This is a genomic window from Massilia sp. Root335, from assembly GCF_001425685.1.
Classification (GTDB): domain Bacteria; phylum Pseudomonadota; class Gammaproteobacteria; order Burkholderiales; family Burkholderiaceae_D; genus Telluria; species Telluria luteola.
Map to the genome: position 1 here is coordinate 275 of NZ_LMCY01000021.1, position 15,865 is coordinate 16,139.

The 15,865-nt window shown below is 66.6% G+C and carries 18 protein-coding genes; 13 read left to right on the forward strand and 5 right to left on the reverse strand.

What is annotated here, in order from left to right; translation table 11 throughout:
- Positions 1-128 precede the first annotated feature (128 nt).
- From ASC93_RS13180 to ASC93_RS13200, 5 genes are all read right to left on the reverse strand, one after another.
- The gene (locus ASC93_RS13180; RefSeq protein WP_056442435.1) at positions 129-1,166 is read right to left on the reverse strand and encodes an NAD(P)H-dependent glycerol-3-phosphate dehydrogenase; all 1,038 of its coding nucleotides are present in this window, start codon (positions 1,164-1,166) and stop codon (positions 129-131) included.
- An 11-nt stretch (positions 1,167-1,177) separates the two neighbouring features.
- Positions 1,178-1,633 (reverse strand): SH3 domain-containing protein, encoded by a 456-nt coding sequence (locus ASC93_RS13185; protein ID WP_229412712.1) that lies wholly within the window; start codon positions 1,631-1,633, stop codon positions 1,178-1,180.
- A gap of 131 nt (positions 1,634-1,764) precedes the next feature.
- Positions 1,765-2,238 (reverse strand): protein-export chaperone SecB, encoded by a 474-nt coding sequence (secB, locus tag ASC93_RS13190; protein ID WP_056442439.1) that lies wholly within the window; start codon positions 2,236-2,238, stop codon positions 1,765-1,767.
- A 134-nt stretch (positions 2,239-2,372) separates the two neighbouring features.
- Positions 2,373-2,642, reverse strand: coding sequence for a glutaredoxin 3 (gene grxC, locus ASC93_RS13195; protein WP_056442441.1), 270 nt, complete (start codon positions 2,640-2,642; stop codon positions 2,373-2,375).
- A gap of 17 nt (positions 2,643-2,659) precedes the next feature.
- Positions 2,660-3,064 (reverse strand): rhodanese-like domain-containing protein, encoded by a 405-nt coding sequence (locus ASC93_RS13200; RefSeq protein ID WP_056442445.1) that lies wholly within the window; start codon positions 3,062-3,064, stop codon positions 2,660-2,662.
- An 88-nt stretch (positions 3,065-3,152) separates the two neighbouring features.
- On the opposite strand from ASC93_RS13200, the gene gpmA reads away from it, so the two are divergent.
- The 13 genes from gpmA (at position 3,153) to gspD (ending at position 15,864) form a co-directional block, all read left to right on the forward strand.
- Positions 3,153-3,899: a 2,3-diphosphoglycerate-dependent phosphoglycerate mutase gene (gene gpmA / locus ASC93_RS13205; protein ID WP_056442448.1), complete on the forward strand. Its 747-nt coding sequence runs from the start codon at positions 3,153-3,155 to the stop codon at positions 3,897-3,899.
- A gap of 54 nt (positions 3,900-3,953) precedes the next feature.
- Positions 3,954-5,375, forward strand: a complete 1,422-nt coding sequence (locus ASC93_RS13210; RefSeq protein WP_056442646.1) for a murein hydrolase activator EnvC — start codon at positions 3,954-3,956, stop codon at positions 5,373-5,375.
- Positions 5,376-5,403: 28 nt separating this feature from the next.
- On the forward strand, positions 5,404-6,921 hold the full coding sequence (locus ASC93_RS13215; RefSeq protein WP_056442451.1) for a S41 family peptidase: 1,518 nt from the start codon (positions 5,404-5,406) through the stop codon (positions 6,919-6,921).
- Between the two features lie 31 nt (positions 6,922-6,952).
- Positions 6,953-7,714, forward strand: coding sequence for a molybdopterin-synthase adenylyltransferase MoeB (locus ASC93_RS13220; protein WP_056442454.1), 762 nt, complete (start codon positions 6,953-6,955; stop codon positions 7,712-7,714).
- Positions 7,715-7,877: 163 nt separating this feature from the next.
- A complete protein-coding gene (gene gspG / locus ASC93_RS13225; RefSeq protein ID WP_056442457.1) occupies positions 7,878-8,333 on the forward strand; it encodes a type II secretion system major pseudopilin GspG in 456 nt (151 codons plus the stop codon).
- Positions 8,334-8,346: 13 nt separating this feature from the next.
- The gene (gene gspH / locus ASC93_RS13230) at positions 8,347-8,847 is read left to right on the forward strand and encodes a type II secretion system minor pseudopilin GspH (protein WP_056442460.1); all 501 of its coding nucleotides are present in this window, start codon (positions 8,347-8,349) and stop codon (positions 8,845-8,847) included.
- A gap of 8 nt (positions 8,848-8,855) precedes the next feature.
- Positions 8,856-9,254 (forward strand): type II secretion system minor pseudopilin GspI, encoded by a 399-nt coding sequence (gene gspI, locus ASC93_RS13235; RefSeq protein ID WP_229412713.1) that lies wholly within the window; start codon positions 8,856-8,858, stop codon positions 9,252-9,254.
- On the forward strand, positions 9,251-9,946 hold the full coding sequence (locus ASC93_RS13240; protein WP_056442463.1) for a type II secretion system protein J: 696 nt from the start codon (positions 9,251-9,253) through the stop codon (positions 9,944-9,946). Before gspI ends, ASC93_RS13240 begins: the two co-directional genes overlap by 4 nt.
- Positions 9,943-10,935, forward strand: a complete 993-nt coding sequence (gene gspK, locus ASC93_RS13245; protein WP_056442466.1) for a type II secretion system minor pseudopilin GspK — start codon at positions 9,943-9,945, stop codon at positions 10,933-10,935. The genes ASC93_RS13240 and gspK overlap by 4 nt, the downstream gene beginning before the upstream one ends.
- A 78-nt stretch (positions 10,936-11,013) precedes the next feature.
- Positions 11,014-12,225 carry a type II secretion system protein GspL gene (gene gspL, locus ASC93_RS13250; RefSeq protein WP_056442469.1) on the forward strand — a complete coding sequence of 404 codons (1,212 nt, stop codon included), beginning with the start codon at positions 11,014-11,016 and terminating at the stop codon, positions 12,223-12,225.
- Complete coding sequence (gene gspM / locus ASC93_RS13255) at positions 12,222-12,740, forward strand: type II secretion system protein GspM (protein WP_056442472.1); 519 nt, start codon at positions 12,222-12,224, stop codon at positions 12,738-12,740. The genes gspL and gspM overlap by 4 nt, the downstream gene beginning before the upstream one ends.
- The gene (gspN, locus tag ASC93_RS13260) at positions 12,737-13,510 is read left to right on the forward strand and encodes a type II secretion system protein N (RefSeq protein WP_056442475.1); all 774 of its coding nucleotides are present in this window, start codon (positions 12,737-12,739) and stop codon (positions 13,508-13,510) included. Before gspM ends, gspN begins: the two co-directional genes overlap by 4 nt.
- A complete protein-coding gene (gene gspD / locus ASC93_RS13265; RefSeq protein WP_307188993.1) occupies positions 13,507-15,864 on the forward strand; it encodes a type II secretion system secretin GspD in 2,358 nt (785 codons plus the stop codon). Before gspN ends, gspD begins: the two co-directional genes overlap by 4 nt.
- Position 15,865 lies beyond the last annotated feature (1 nt).

A 15,865-nucleotide genomic window follows, 5' to 3' on the forward strand; every position in this document is an offset into this window, starting at 1 on the left:
TTCGTATCGTGGAACGGGATGCTCACCCAACCGCATCGTATCGTGGTCCGGGATACGCATCCAAGCGCATCGTATTGTAGGGTGGGCTCCCCGAGCCCGCCATCACGTTGCGTAATCGCGTCCTGCAATCAGGCCAGCTCGTCGCGCGGATCCCGCGCCAATAACCTGGCCACCATGTCGCTGGCGGAATCGTCATCGAACAACACCCCGGCCACCGCATTGGTGATCGGCATGTCGACGCCCAGCCTGGCCGCCAGCTCACGCACGGCCTTGGCACAGGGCACGCCTTCGGCCACGTGGCCGAGTTCACGGACGATGGTGTCGAGCGGCTTGCCCTGGGCCAGTGCCAGGCCGACGCGGCGGTTGCGCGACAGGTCGCCCGTGCACGTCAGGATCAGGTCGCCCATCCCCGTCAGGCCCATGAAGGTGCCGGCATGGCCGCCCAGCGCCGTGCCGAGGCGGGTGATTTCCGCGAGGCCGCGCGTGATCAGCGCGGCGCGTGCGTTCAATCCGAGTCCCAGGCCGTCGGCCGTGCCGGTGGCGATGGCGAGGATGTTCTTGACGGCGCCGCCGACTTCCACGCCGACCATGTCATCGCAGGAATACACGCGGATATTGCCGCCATGTACGAGCGCAACCACGCGCTCGCGCAGCGTCTTGTCGGTCGACGCGACCGTCAGCGCGCAGGGCAGGCCGCGCGCCACTTCCTGCGCGAACGACGGGCCGGACAGCGCGGCGCCCGGTACGGCAGCGCCCAGCACGTCGCGCACGACCTGGTGCGGCAGCAGGCCGGTCTCGTATTCGAACCCCTTGCACAGCCAGACGATGTTCGGGACGGCGCGGCCCTTGAGCTGCTCGAGCAGCGGACGCAGGCCGGCCACCGGGCAGGCCGCGATCAGCAGCGGCTCGGCGCCGGGCTGGGCCGCGGCGTCGACTACGTGCGCGACGGCTGCGTCGAAGTCGGCCGTGACGTCCAGGCCGGCCGGCAGCGGGAAGCCGGGGAGGTAATGGGTGTTTTCGCGCGCGCCGGCAGCCTGCGCCATCTGCGCGGGGTTGCGGCCCCACAGCAGGACGTCGTGGCGCGCCGCGAGCGCGATCGCCACGGCCGTGCCCCAGGCGCCGGCACCGAGGACGGTGATTTTTTGGGGGGATTTCGGTTCGTGCATGGGAGGACGGGCTAGATGCCCCAGATGTCGGACGCCTTGACGTAGCCGCTGATGCCGTCGCGGTGGCGCACGCGCACCCAGATGCCGGTTTCCGGATCGACGAGTTCGAGCAGGACGTTCTTTTCGGCCATCATCACGACGGGCGCGTTGTCGTCGGGCGCGGCGCGCACCTTGGCGGAGGCCACGCGCACGATGACGTTGCGCCTGGCCGACAGGTTCCTCGCCTCGGTCCAGGCCATGTCGCCGGTGGCGTCACGTACCTTGACCCAGTCGCCGTAGCTGAGGACGATCTCGACCGGCATGCCGCTGGGAGCGATGAACAGCTTGCCGCTCCGGGTGGACGGGGCCTCGTACAGGATCACGGAATGCGCGCCGACTGTCTTGAAATCGAACGCGGCGGCCGCGCACGATGCCAGCAGCAGCATGCTGCCTGCGATGAGTCGATGGCGGAAACGGATGGGGCGCATGTGGGCCTTTGAAGACGGTACACGCTGAGGCCGGGCTGGATCGACCGGCACGAAGCGTGTCGGCAAAAGCGCGTCAATGAAACGAGGCGTCCGGCCCCGCCCGGGAGGAGCGGTGCGGGACGCCCGGGATATTACTGGTTGCCAGCCGGCGTGCCCGCTGCGGCAGCCTGCTCGGCCAGCGCCTGGCGACGCTGCTGGTAGAACACTTCGAAGTTGATCTCGGCCAGGTGGACCGGCGGGAAACCGGCACGGGTGATCACGTCGGCGATGTTCGCACGCAGGTACGGATAGATGATGTTCGGGCAACCGATGCCCAGCAGCGGATCCATCTGGTCGGCCGGGATGTTGCGGGCTTCGAAGATACCTGCCTGCTTGCCTTCGGCCAGGAAAGCAACCTTGTCCTTGACCTTGGCGGTCACGGTGATGGTGACGGTCGATTCGTAGATGCCATCGGCGATGCCCTCGGCGCCGACGTCCAGCGAGACCTCGATGGTCGGGGCTTCCTGCTCCAGGAAGATTGCCGGGGAATTCGGTTGTTCCAGCGACAGATCTTTCAGGTAGATACGCTGGATTTGGAATACGGGTTGCAGGTTTTCGTCAGCCATGGAACGCTTTCGTGTAATTTTTAAGAAGAACGGCATCATCCTGCCATTCGAGGTGCTTGACTTGTCAAGGCGCCGGCAATTGTATCAAAACCAATTCGGTTTCAATAGCAGCGGGCCGGCGCCCCTGCGCAGGCTCAGGCCGCAGCGCCGTTGAGCAGCGGGTCCAGCCGGCCCGCCTGGTCGAGGGCATACAGATCGTCGAAGCCGCCCACATGGGTATTGCCCACGTAAATCTGCGGCACCGTACGGCGGCCCGTGCGCTGCATCATGATCGCACGTTGTTCCGGATCAAGGTCGACGCGAATGCGTTCGATGTCGGTCACGCCCTTGGCTTCCAGCAGGCGCTCGGCGCGTACGCAGTAGGGGCAGCTGGCGGTGTGATAGAGAACAACATGGGCTGTCATGGCAGTATCCTTTCAAATTATTTGATCAGGGGCAGGCCGGCAGCCGTCCAGGCCGCAGTGCCGCCTTCCAGGCCATAGATATCTTCGAACCCTGCCGCTTTCAACAGGCGCGCTGCTTTATCGGCGTGTTTGCCGTCTTGATCGACGACAATGATGGTCTTGACTTTCGACTTGTCCAGCTCGCCGGTACGATTGCCCAAGTCTGACAGCGGAATGTGTTTTGCGTCGCGCAGGTGCCCTGCGGCAAACTCGTCGGCGCTGCGCACATCGATCACGGCGGTGGATTTGCCGCGGTTGATCATCTGGGTGGCCTGCAGCGGCGAGGCCTGGCGGCCACGCGGCGCCAGCGATAACCACAGCAGCGCACCCCCCGACAGGGCGGCGATCGCAACAGTGATGAAATGGTCGATGATGAATTTCACGAAGGTTCCGTTGGTTGAACTGAATCATCGCATTATAAAATAGAAGTCGGATCGGTATTTCCTGCTCACTTTTTTCTATAAAGCACCTATGTACAAAATCGTATTCATGCGCCACGGCGAGTCCACCTGGAACCTCGAGAACCGTTTCACCGGCTGGACCGATGTCGACCTGACCGAAAAAGGCGTCAACGAAGCCAAGACCGCGGGCCGCCTGCTGAAGGAAGCCGGCTTCACCTTCGACCTGGCCTATACCTCGGTCCTGAAACGTGCGATCCGCACGCTGTGGCTGGCCATGGACGAGATGGACATGATGTGGCTGCCGGTCAAGAACGACTGGCGCCTGAACGAGCGCCACTACGGCGCCCTGCAGGGCCTGGACAAGGGCGAGACCGCCGCCAAGTTCGGCGACGAGCAGGTGCTCGTGTGGCGCCGCAGCTACGACACGCCGCCGCCCGCGCTGGAAGCCAACGATCCGCGCACGTCGTTCGACGACCCGCGCTACGCCGGCCTCGACAAGGCGCAGATCCCGCTGACCGAATGCCTGAAGGATACCGTCGCCCGCGTGATGCCGGCCTGGGACGAGGAAATCGCCCCGGCGATCCGCGCCGGCAAGCAGATCCTGATCTCGGCCCACGGCAACAGCCTGCGCGCCGTGATCAAGATGCTGGACAACATCAGCGACAGCGACATCGTCGGGCTGAACATCCCGAACGGCACCCCGCTCGTGTACGAGCTGGACGCGGACCTGAAGCCGATCCGCCATTACTACCTGGGCGACCAGGACGCGATCGCGGCCGCCATGGCCGCCGTGGCCAACCAAGGGAAGGCGAAGTAAGTCTTGCTTTCCTTCGTGAAGTCGACGTCCGCGGGCCTGTCCGTCCGCGGCAAGCTGTTGTGCGGCCTGCTGGCCTGCGTGTTCGCCTTCGGCAGCGCGCAGGCGGCGCCGCGCCAGACCGCGCGCAGCAAGCAGAAAGCCGCCGCCGAGGCGGCGCGCGCCGGTATCCAGCAAAAGCTCAGTGCTCTCAAGAAGGACATCACCCGCACCGAGAGCGAAAAGGAAGACGCGGCCGACGAGCTGGCCGAGTCGGAAGAAGCGATTTCCGACGCCAACCGCTCGCTGCGTGAACTGGCCGACGAGCAGGCCGCCACCAATGCCAAGCTCAAGGATCTCGCGACGGAAGAGGAGCGTCTCGGCAATACCATCGCGGCCCAGAAGCGCCAACTGGCCAAGCTGTTGCGTGAGCACTATGTTGCCGGCAACGAGGACCGCATCAAGCTGCTGCTGTCGGGCGATAACCCGAACCGCATCAACCGCGACCTGCAGATGATGGCCTACGTGTCGCAGGCGCAAGCCAGATTATTGAATTCCCTGCGCGCCAACCTGGCGGCCGTCGAGGCGAATCACGCCCAGACCCAGAACGCCCGGGACGAGCTGGAAGAAATTGCACAAGAGCAGAAGTCGCAGAAGGCGCTGCTCGAAAAAGAAAAGGGCAAGCGCGCCACGCTGCTGGCGAATTTGTCGAGCAAGTTGACGGACCAGCGCAAGCAGGCGAGCCGCCTGGAGCAGGACGAGCAGCGCATGAGCGGCCTCGTCGATCGCCTGACGCGCCTGATCCGCGAACAGGAAATCGCGGCCGCGGCCGAGCGCAAGCGCCAGCAGGCACTCGCGGCGGCCCGCGCCAAGGCCGCCGCCGAGGCGAAGGAACGCGCGCTGGCGCGGGCGAACGCCCGGCGCGAAGAGCGCGAACGCCTGGCGCGCGAAGCGGCAAGGGAAGCAGCCAAGACCGGCAGACCCGTCAAGCCGTTGCCGCCGCCGAAACCGGAACCCGAAGAGACTCGGGTGGCCGAGGAGCCGCCGAAACAGGAAGCGCCGCAGCGCAGCGCCGACACCGCGCTCGCCGCCGACCTGCCGAGCGGCGCATTCGAGAGCCTGCGCGGTCGCCTGCCGGCCCCGATCTCCGGCAAGATCGCGGCCCGTTTCGGCGCCAAGCGCGGCGACGGGCCGACGTGGCGCGGCATGTTCATCAAGGCGCCGGAAGGCACCGATGTGCGCGCCATCGCGGCCGGACGTGTCGTGTTCGCCAACTGGATGCGCGGCTACGGTAATTTGATCATCATCAATCATGGCGGCGAGTACCTGTCGATCTATGGAAACAACCAGACGCTGATGAAACAGGCCGGCGACGCGGTCAAGCCGGGCGACGTCATCGCCAGTGCGGGCAATACCGGCGGCAACGAGGAATCGGGGCTATACTTTGAGCTCAGGCATCTCGGAAAAGCGTTCGATCCGTCGAGCTGGGTCAGGTTCTAATTTCCGGAAGCATAATCCAGGAACAAGCATGGGCAAGAAACTCAAGAACCTCGGTCTGATCGGCCTCGGCATGGTGGCCGGGGTGGCCGCCTCGGTCCAGTACTCGGCGCTGGCGCAAAAGGGCGGCGACGCCCCGCTGCCCCTGGACCAGCTGCGCCAGCTGGCCGACGTGTATGCCCTGATCAAGAGCGATTATGTCGAGAAGGTCGACGACAAGAAGCTGCTGTCCGACGCCATCGCCGGCATGGTGAACTCGCTCGATCCGCACTCCGTCTACCTCGACCAGAAGGACTTCGCCGAGATGCGCGAAGAGGTGCAGGGCCGCTTCGTCGGCCTCGGCATCGAGATCGCGATGGAAGACGGCTACGTCAAGATCGTCTCTCCCATCGACGATTCGCCCGCCTACCGCGCCGGCATCAAGGCCGGAGATTTGATCACCCGCATCGACAACGTGCCGGTGAAAGGCCTGTCGCTGGACGACGCCATCAAGCGCATGCGCGGCGAGCCGCACAGCAAGGTGATGCTGACCATCGCCCGCCGCGGCGCCGACGCGCCCTGGGTCGTGCCCATCGTGCGCGAGGAAATCCACGTGGCCAGCGTCAAGGCGAAGATGATCGAGCCGGGCTATGCCTGGCTGCGCATCAACCAGTTCCAGGAAGAGACCCTGGACGAGGTCGCCGACAAGCTGAAGGATTTATACGCCCGCAACCCGAACATCAAGGGCCTCGTGCTCGATCTGCGCAACGATCCGGGCGGCCTGCTGCCGAGCGCGATCGGCGTCTCGGCCGCGTTCCTGCCGGCGAACGACGTGATCGTCTCGACGAAGGGCCAGCTGTCCGATTCGAACGCCACGTTCTACGGGCGGCGCGAATTCTATGCCGTCAAGCCGGGCGCCGATCCGCTCGCCAAGCTGCCGGCCGCACTGAAAACCGTGCCGATGGTGGTGCTGGTCAACACGGGCTCGGCATCGGCCTCGGAAATCGTCGCCGGTGCCCTGCAGGATTACAAGCGCGCCATCGTGATGGGTAGCCAGACCTTCGGCAAGGGATCCGTGCAGACCTTGCGCCAGCTGACGCCCGACACGGCCGTCAAGCTGACGACGGCACGCTACTACACGCCGAAAGGCCGCTCGATCCAGGCGCTGGGCATCGTGCCCGACCTCAAGGTCGACGAGACGCCGGAAGGCGACGGCCTGAACGCCGTGCGCGTGCGCGAAGCCGACCTGGATCACCACCTGACGAACGAGGCGGCCGACAGCAAGAGCGCCAGCGCCAAGTCGCGCCGCGACGAGCTCGAGGAAGAACAGTTCACCGTGGCTGCGATGAAGAACGCCAAGCCGCTCGAATTCGGCGCCAAGGACGATTTCCAGCTGGCGCAGGCCCTCAATCACTTCAAGGGCCTGAAGGTCGAACTGGCCAAGGCCGATCCGGACGAGGACAAGCCGGCGCCGGCCAGGCTGCCGGGCCAGGAACCGAAGCCGGCCGACATCAAGGACGGCGCGAAGCCGCCGGCCCTGGAGCTCAAGTCGCCCGTGCCGAAGAAATGATGCGCGCCGCGACGATGGAAAGAGGCTGGCGATGAACGACCAGCAGCTGCTGCGCTATTCGCGCCATATCCTGCTCGACGAGATCGGCATCGAAGGCCAGGACCGCCTGCTGCGCGCGCGCGCGCTCGTGATCGGCGCCGGCGGCCTCGGTTCGCCGGCCGCGCTGTATCTTGCCGCGAGCGGCGTCGGGCGCCTGACCCTCGTCGACGACGACACCGTCGACCTGACGAACCTGCAGCGCCAGGTGATGCACACGACGGCGCGCGTGGGCCAGCCCAAGGTCGAGTCCGGCCGTGAAGCCCTGCATCAGATCAATCCCGACGTCGAGGTCGTCGCCTTGCGCGAGCGCGCCGATGCCGCGCGTTTAGGGGAACTCGTGCGCGCTGCCGATGTCGTACTCGACTGCAGCGACAACTTCGCCACCCGCCATGCCGTCAACCGTGCCTGCGTTGCCGCCGGCGTCCCGCTCGTCGCGGGCGCCGCGATCCGTTTCGACGGGCAGATCTCGGTCTACGACGTACGCGACCCCGCGTCGCCCTGCTATGCCTGCCTGTTCCCCGAGGACGGCAAGTTCGAGGAAGTCGCGTGCAGCACCATGGGCGTGTTCGCGCCGCTGGTGGGCATCGTCGGCGCGATGCAGGCGGCCGAGGCGCTCAAGGTGCTGGCCGGGAGCGGCCGTTCGCTGGCGGGCCGGCTGCAGATGCTGGATGCGCGCGCCATGGAATGGACCGAGATCGGCGTGGCGCGCAACCCGTGCTGTCCCGTATGCGCGGGACGCCCTGGCGTAGAATAGGCCGCCTCGTCGGTCGGTCACGCACCGAAGGTGTCCATTTTGTGTCGGGTATCTTACAATTGGACAATTTTCCGAACGAGTTGGAAAATTTTCCAAAATAGTTTTGACGGCATCCGGTCTCGTTCGGCCTTATACTGCTTTTTCGACCATAACCTTCACATCTATGCAGAACTCAAAGCATCGTTTCGCACGGCAGCGCCGCCAGGGTGGTTTCACCCTCGTCGAAATCATGGTCGTCGTGGTCATCATCGGCATCCTGGGCGCGCTCGTCGTGCCCAAGCTGCTTGGGCGCACCGGCGAATCGCGCGTGGCCGCGGCCCGTGTCGACATCGCCACGCTGATGTCGGCGCTCAAGCTGTACAAGCTCGATAACCAGCGCTATCCGACCACCGAGCAGGGCCTGCAGGCGCTCGTCCAGAAGCCGACCAGCGGCCCGGCCGCCAACGGCTGGAAGGAAGGCGGCTACCTCGACAAGCTGCCCAAGGATCCGTGGGGTACGCCTTACCAGTACCTGTCGCCCGGCCTGCACGGCGAGGTCGACATATTCTCGCTGGGCGCGGACGGCCAGCCTGGCGGCACCGGCGAGGATGCCGACATCGGCTCGTGGGACAACAAATAATCCCGATACGCCGATGACCAAGCGCGCGCGCAGCCTGCCGCGCCGGCCCGGATTGCCGGACCACCGCGGCTTCACCCTGGTGGAGATCATGGTCGTGATGGTCATCATCGGCATCACGCTCGGGCTGGCCAGCCTCAACGCCATTCCGAGTCCGCACCAGGACCTGCAGAAGGAGGCACAGCGCCTCGCGCTGCTGCTCCAGCTGGCGCGCGACGAGGCGATCGTGCGCAACCGCCTCGTCGCCTTCGAGGCCACGCCCGAGCGCTACCACTTCCTCGTGCGCACCGAGACGCGCTGGGAACCGATCGTGAAGGACGACCTGCTGCGCGAGCGCGACTTCAAGAATGCCCCGCTGACCCTGCTGCTGGATCCCACCAGCGCCGGGACCCTCAATCCGCTGCGCATCACGTTCGGCAACGAACCGGTCGACAAGCCGTTCGTGCTTACCCTCGCCAGCGGCAATGACCGCGTCGCCATCCGCGCCGACGGGGTCGGGCACTTCACCGTGGAATGAGCGAGCCGATGAGCGACAGGATGCGCATGCGATTCCCGGGCCGGCACCGCGGCTTCACGCTGCTGGAAGTGCTCGTGGCCCTCGTCATCGTCGGCACGGCGCTGGGCGCGGGCCTGCGCGCCGTCGGCAGCCTGACCGCCAACAGCAGCGGCCTGCGCGCCTCGATGATGGCGACGTGGTCGGCCGAGAACCGCCTCGTGCAGATCCGCCTCGGCAAGGAATTCCCGGACATCGGCAAGCACGGTTTCGATTGCCCGCAGGGCGACCTGCACCTCGTGTGCCAGGAAGAAGTCATCGCCAGCCCGAACCCGCGCCTGCGCCGCGTCGAGGTCTCCGTGTTCGACATCGAAAACCCCAACCGGCGTATCGTCAAGCTGGTGCAACTGGTATTGAAACCGTGGCGATGACGACCCTGACGCGACGTGCCGACCGTGCGCGCGGCTTCACCCTCGTGGAGCTGCTGGTGGCGATCAGCATCCTGGCCATCGTGGCCGTGCTCGGCTGGCGCGGCCTGGACAGCATCGTGCGCGCGCGCGTGGCCCTCACCCAGCAGATGGAGACGACGCGCGGCATGCAATTGGCGTTCGCGCAGATGCAGAGCGACTGCGAGCACATCGCCCAGCGCGACGTCGTCGACCAGCGGCCTTATCTTTTGATCGGCGCCGACCGCTTCACGCTCGTGCGCGAAGTGTTCACGGAAAACCAGCCGTCGCGCCTGCAGGTGGTGGCCTACCGCATCGTCAACGGTACGCTGATCCGGCGCGAATCGCAGCCGACGCGCGACCTGATCCAGCTCGACGCCCTGTGGCAGGCCGTCACCAGCGATACCGACAGCAACGCGGCCGTGGCCTTGCAGACCGGCGTGACGGGGATGCAGGTCGCGACCTGGCTCAATAATTCGTGGCGCCAGGGCGGCGTCGATCCCGGCGCGAATGCGGCGGGCACGGTGCAGGCCCCGGCCGCGCCCGCGCCGCTGCAGCAACCCGACCAGGTGGCGCCGCAGCAGGCGAACAACGAACCGACCGGCATGCAGGTGGCGTTGCTGGCCCAGGGCCTGCAGGCACCGCTGGTCAAATCCTTCCTGCTGGGGGAGCCATGAGATTGCGGCGGCAACGTCCCGGGCGCGAACGCGGCGTGGCCGTGATCACCGCGCTGCTGCTGACCACGCTGGCGATCTCCATCGTCGCCAGCCTGTTCTGGCAGCAGCAGGTGCAGGTACGCTCGATGGAAAACCAGAGACTGCACCTGCAGACCAAGTGGATCCTGCGCGGCGCGCTCGACTGGGCGACCCTGGTCCTGTTCCAGGACGGCGTCGATCACCGCCAGTACACGTCGCTCGACCAGGTGTGGGCGACGCCGCTGGCGGACACGCGTCTCGACCAGTACGTCGAGCGCGAGCGGGTCGAAGGAGAAAGTTTCGATGCAAGCCTGTCCGGTAGCATTACCGACGCATGCTCGCGTTACAATTTGCGCAACCTCGGATTGGGCAAGGGGCAGCTGAGCGAATCGCAGATCGAGATTTTCGAGCGCCTGCTGCGTAATCTGCAGCTGGATACGGGACTGGCGCGGCGCATCGCGACGTTCGTGGCGGCCGGGTTGCCGGTCACGGCCGGCGAAGAGAATGACGATCCGGCGAAGCAGGTGCAGGCCACCCCGGTGATCGGGGCGCCGGTGAAGATCCTGGAGGTGGAGGATTTGCTGACGGTGAAGGGCGTGACGCCGGCCGTCGTCGAACGCCTGCGGCCGTTCGTGACCGTGCTGCCGCAGGCCACGCCGGTCAACGTGAACACGGCGCCCGCGGAAGTGCTGGCGGCCCTGGTGCCGAACATGTCGGTGTCGGAGGCGAACACGCTGATCGTGCGGCGCAAGCAGGCGGCGTGGCGCGAGACGACTTATTTTGCGGAGCAGGTCCATAGCGAAAGCCGTCCGCTGACGGAAGGTTCGTACGCCGTGAAAAGCGACTGGTTCCTGGTCGACACGCGCATCCGCCTGGACCGGGCCGCACTGGACGCGCAGGCGCTGATCCACCGGTCGTCGGCGCTGGTAGCGGGTGGCGGGCCAAAGGTGGTGTGGATTCGCCAGTATTAAAAAAACGTTAAAGAAGTCTCGAGGGACAGCGCAGGGCATGTTAAAAAGACCAACAAGAGATCGAGAAAGCGAGACAGTTTGAGCACACTTTATATCCGGCATCCCGCGCGTGCCGAAGGTGAACATGCGTTGTGCCGCTTCGCCCTCGTCACCGATGGCGGCGCGATCGACCAGCACGGCGAAGGATCGTTGCGCAACCTGGGCGACCTGGTCGGCACGAGCCGCCGCATCGTGCTGCTGCTGGCCGCCGCCGACGTCAGCCTGCTGTCGGTGCAGGCCCCGCCGCTGTCCGGCGCGCGCCTGAAAGCCGCGCTGCCGGGCCTCGTCGAAGAACACATCCTGGGCGATCCGCTCGATGCCGTGCTCGTGGCCGCGCCCGAGCAGCCCGACGGCACGCGCTCGATCGCCGTCGTCGAGCGCGACTGGCTGGAAGCCATCGTCAAGAGCCTGCTGGCCCAGGGCGCGCGTTCAGTCACCGCCGTGCCCGCGCAACTGTGCCTGCCTTTGCAGCCGGGCAGCGTCGCGGCCGCAATTTCCGGTGTCGAACTGACCTTGCGCCAGAGCCTGTTCCACGGCTTCGGTCTCGCGCTCGACGCCACCCCGGCCGTCGTGCTGCAGACGGCGCGCGCCTTCAGCGGCGACGCCCCGCTCGTGCTGTACGTGCCGCCCGCCCAGCTGGGCGAATACCAGGCGCTGGCGCAGGACGCCGGCCCCGGCATCACGCTCGAAGCCGACGACTGGACGCACTGGATCGCCGGCTCCAAGACCACCGCGCTGGACCTCGTGAGCGGCCTCGGCGCTGCCGGCAGCCCGACGCGCGACTGGCGCCGCTGGCGCTGGCCGATCGCTCTCGCCGCGCTGGCCATCGCCGTCAACCTGATCGGCCTGAACGTCGACTGGCTGCGCCTGCGCCGCGAAGCCAACACGATCCGCCAGTCGATGACGCTGACCTTCCGCAACGCCTATCCGCGCGAGACGGCGATCCTCGATCCGGTGCTGCAGATGCGCCAGAACATCGCCCGGGCACGCGCCAACACGGGCGACGTGGCGCCCGACGAATTCACTTACCTGGCGTCGGCGCTGGGCGAAGCGACGCGCTCGCTCGGCCGCCCGGTTGGAATTACATCAATCGAGTACCGCGAACGCGCCTTGATCGTCAAAGTCAAACCGGAAACGGTCGACCCCGGCTTGACCGGGCAGTTGCGCACGGCCCTGGCCACGCGCCGGCTCACGCTGGAAGAAGGCACGCCGGGCAACTGGGTCATCCGCAGCACGGGAGCCAAACCATGAGCATCGCCACCACCATCGCCCAGTACCGCGAGCGCGCCACGGCGCTCTGGCTCGCGCGCACCGAGCAGGAACGCCGCTTCCTGGCGGTCGGCGGCGCCGTCGTGCTGGCCGCGCTGCTGTATCTGCTGCTGGTCGATCCGGCCATCGAAGGCCGCGCCCAGTTGCGCCGCACGCTGCCGCAGCTGCGCCAGCAGGCCGCCGAGCTGCAGGCCATGGCCCAGGAAGCGACCGCCCTCGCGCAGGCGCCCGAAACGCACGTCGTGCCGCTCACGCGCGAAGCCGTCAACAGCGGCCTGTCGAGCCGCGGCCTGACGCCGCAATCGCTGTCGATGAACGGCGAATACATCAAGCTGCAGCTGAACAACGTGGCGTTCGCCAACTTGGCCACCTGGCTGGACGAGCAGCGCCGCGCCAACCGCTTGCTGGTGCAGGACGCCACCGTTACCGCATTGCCCGCCGCCGGCCAGGTCGACGCCAGCCTGACGCTGCGCCAGAACACCGGCAGCGGTCAATGAGGCGCGCGCTCGTCTGGATCGCGCTGACGGCGCTGGCGGTGCTCGTCACCGTGCTGGCGTTCCTGCCGGCCGCCTGGCTCGGTCCGATGGTCGAACGCCAGACCGGCGGCCGTTTGACTCTGGGGGATGCGCAGGGTACGCTTTGGCGCGGCTCAGCCTTTGTGGGCGGCGCGCCGGGCGAGGGCGGTTCCGTCACGCCGCTGCTGCCCGGACGCTTTACGTGGCGCCTGTCGCCGCTCGTGCTGTTCGGGGATGTCAGCATGGACCTGGCCAACGACCAGGCGCTGGCGCAGCCGGTGCACGTCAGCGGCAGCTGGTCGCAATGGCAGGTCAGCGCCGGCCAGCTGCTGTTGCCGGCGGCAGGATTGGCCGGCCTGGGCGCGCCCCTGAACACGCTCGCGCTGTCGGGCACGATCAAGCTGTCCTGGAACCTGCTGGACATCGCGCGCCAGGGCAATGCGGTCGCGGTGAGCGGACGCACGGTGCTCGCGATGACCGACATGGGATCGCGCATGAGTCCGATCAAACCGCTCGGTACCTACGAGATGGCCATGGACTGGCACGGCCAGCGGGCCGACGTGAGCCTGCGTACCGTGAGCGGAGCACTTTTGCTGTCTGGTAGTGGAGCATTGGAAAACGGCCGCCTGCACTTCTCGGGACAGGCAGCGGCGGCCGACAAATACGAAGACACGCTGGGCAACCTGCTCAACCTGCTGGGTCAACGGCGTATGGTGAACGGCAAGAACATAATCGCGTTAGAGTTCAGATGATGAAAACAAACCTCCGTAGCACCAAGCAACCTCCAGCCCTGCGCCGCATCGTGGCCGCCGCCATGGTGTGCTGCCTCGTCGGAACAAGCGTCACTGTCGTGCCCGCCTTCGCCCAGGACGGCGGCGGCGCCGCACTCAACTTCGTCAACGCCGACATGGAATCCGTCATCAAGGCGGTCGGCCATTACACGGGAACGACCTTCATCATCGACCCCCGCGTCAAGGGCACATTGACCCTCGTGTCGGAAAAGACATTGACCAAGGCCCAGGCGTTTGCCCTGCTGACGTCGGCGCTGCGCCTGCAGGGCTATGCGGTCGTCACCGGCGACGGCTATGCCAAGGTGGTGCCGGAAGCGGAAGCGAAGCTGCAATCGTCGCCCACGCAGGTCGGCATCAGCGGCTCGAAGGCCAGGGGCGACCAGATCGCCACGCAGGTCTACCGCCTGCAGCACGAATCGGCCGCCAACCTGACGGCCGTGCTGCGCCCGCTGATCTCGCCGAACAACTCGATCATGGCCGATCCCGGCAACAACAGCCTCGTGATCACGGATTACGCGGACAACCTGCGCCGCCTGTCGAAGATCATCGCCGCGCTCGATGGCCCGGCCACCGGCGACCTCGACGTGATCCCGATCCGCAACGGCATCGCCAGCGACGTCGCCACGCTCGTCACGCGCCTGATGGAGCCGGCCGCCGGCGGCGATGCGGGCCGCGTCACCGTGCTGGCCGATCCGCGCACCAATACCGTCATCGTGCGCGCGCCGTCCCCGGCCCGCGCGAACATGGCCAAGAACCTGATCGCCAAGCTCGACCAGCCGACGACTGAACTCGGCAACATCCACGTGGTCTACCTCAAGAACGCCGATGCCAGCAAGGTCGCGCAGACGCTGCGCGCCGTCGTGTCGCAGGATGCGTCGGCCGTGCCGGTGCAGCAGCAGGGCACGTCGGGCGGCTCGATCCAGTCCAGCACGACGGGTGGCACGGGCACGGGCGCCGGCTCGCTCGGCGGCCAGCAAGGACAGCAGAGCAGCACCGGCATGGGCGGCACGGGCGGCAGCTTCGCCCAGCAGGGCCAGGCGACGTCCGGCGGTGCCGGCGGCGGCCAGGGTTCCGGCTTCATCCAGGCCGATGCGTCGACCAACAGCCTCATCATCACGGCGCCGGACGCCGTGTACCGCAACCTGCGCGCCGTCATCGATCAGCTCGACGTGCGCCGCGCCCAGGTCTACATCGAGGCGCTGGTGGTCGAGGTCACGTCGACCGATGCGTCCGAGTTCGGCGTGCAGTGGGTGGGCCTGACCGGCAACAACAACAGCAGCTACCGCGTGGGCGGCCTGCAGTCGTTCAGCCTCGGCGGCAGCAACAACAACATCGTCAACCTGGCGCTGGCCGCGGCGACGGGCATCAGCGGCACGTCCGGCAGCACCACCGGCAGTTCGATCCCGACGCCGACCGGCCTGTCGATCGGCCTGTTCAAGCAGGTGAACGGCGAGCTGGGCCTGGGCGCGATCGCGCATGCCCTTGAAAGCACGGGACACGCCAACATCTTGTCCACACCGAACATGATCACCCTGGACAACGAGCTGGCAACGATCAAGGTCGGGCAGAACATTCCGATCATCACCGGTTCCTTCACGACGGGTGCGAGCGGGGCAAGCAATCCGTTCCAGACGGTCGACCGCAAGGACGTGGGCCTGCTGCTGAAGGTGCGCCCGCAGATTTCCGAAGGCGGTACCATCAAGCTGTCGATCTACCATGAGAATTCGGGAATCGACAATTCCGTCAGCTCGGCGTCGGGCATCGTGACCACCGTCCGCGCGATCGAAAGCAACGTGCTGGCCGACAATGGCCAGATCATCGTGCTGGGCGGCCTGATCTCGGACGACGAATCCGAGAACAACGAAAAGACGCGCGGACTGGGCGATATTCCGATCATCGGCAACCTGTTCAAGTACCGCACGCGGACCCGCGCCAAGCGTAACCTGATGGTGTTCCTGCGCCCGGTGGTGGTGCGCAGCAAGGAGCAGAACGACAGCATCTCGATGGACCGCTACGAATACATGCACGCCGCCGGCGAGATGGCGCAGCCGGCCGACGACACCGTGCTGCTGAAGAACCTCGGCGCGCCGATGTTGCCCAAGCTGATCAACGGCCAGCCGCCGACGGGCGGCGCGATGGCCGCGATGCCGCCGCCGGCACCCGTCGCGGCGCGTCCCGGCGCCGGCACCGGCCCGGGCACGCTCCAGCCCAAGGCCCCGGGCCAGCCGGGCGTCCAGCCGGCCGTGCCGGAATTCCGCCCGGTGCAGCCGGCGCAACCCGAGTATCGGCCGGTGCCACCGACCCCAACGAACTGAC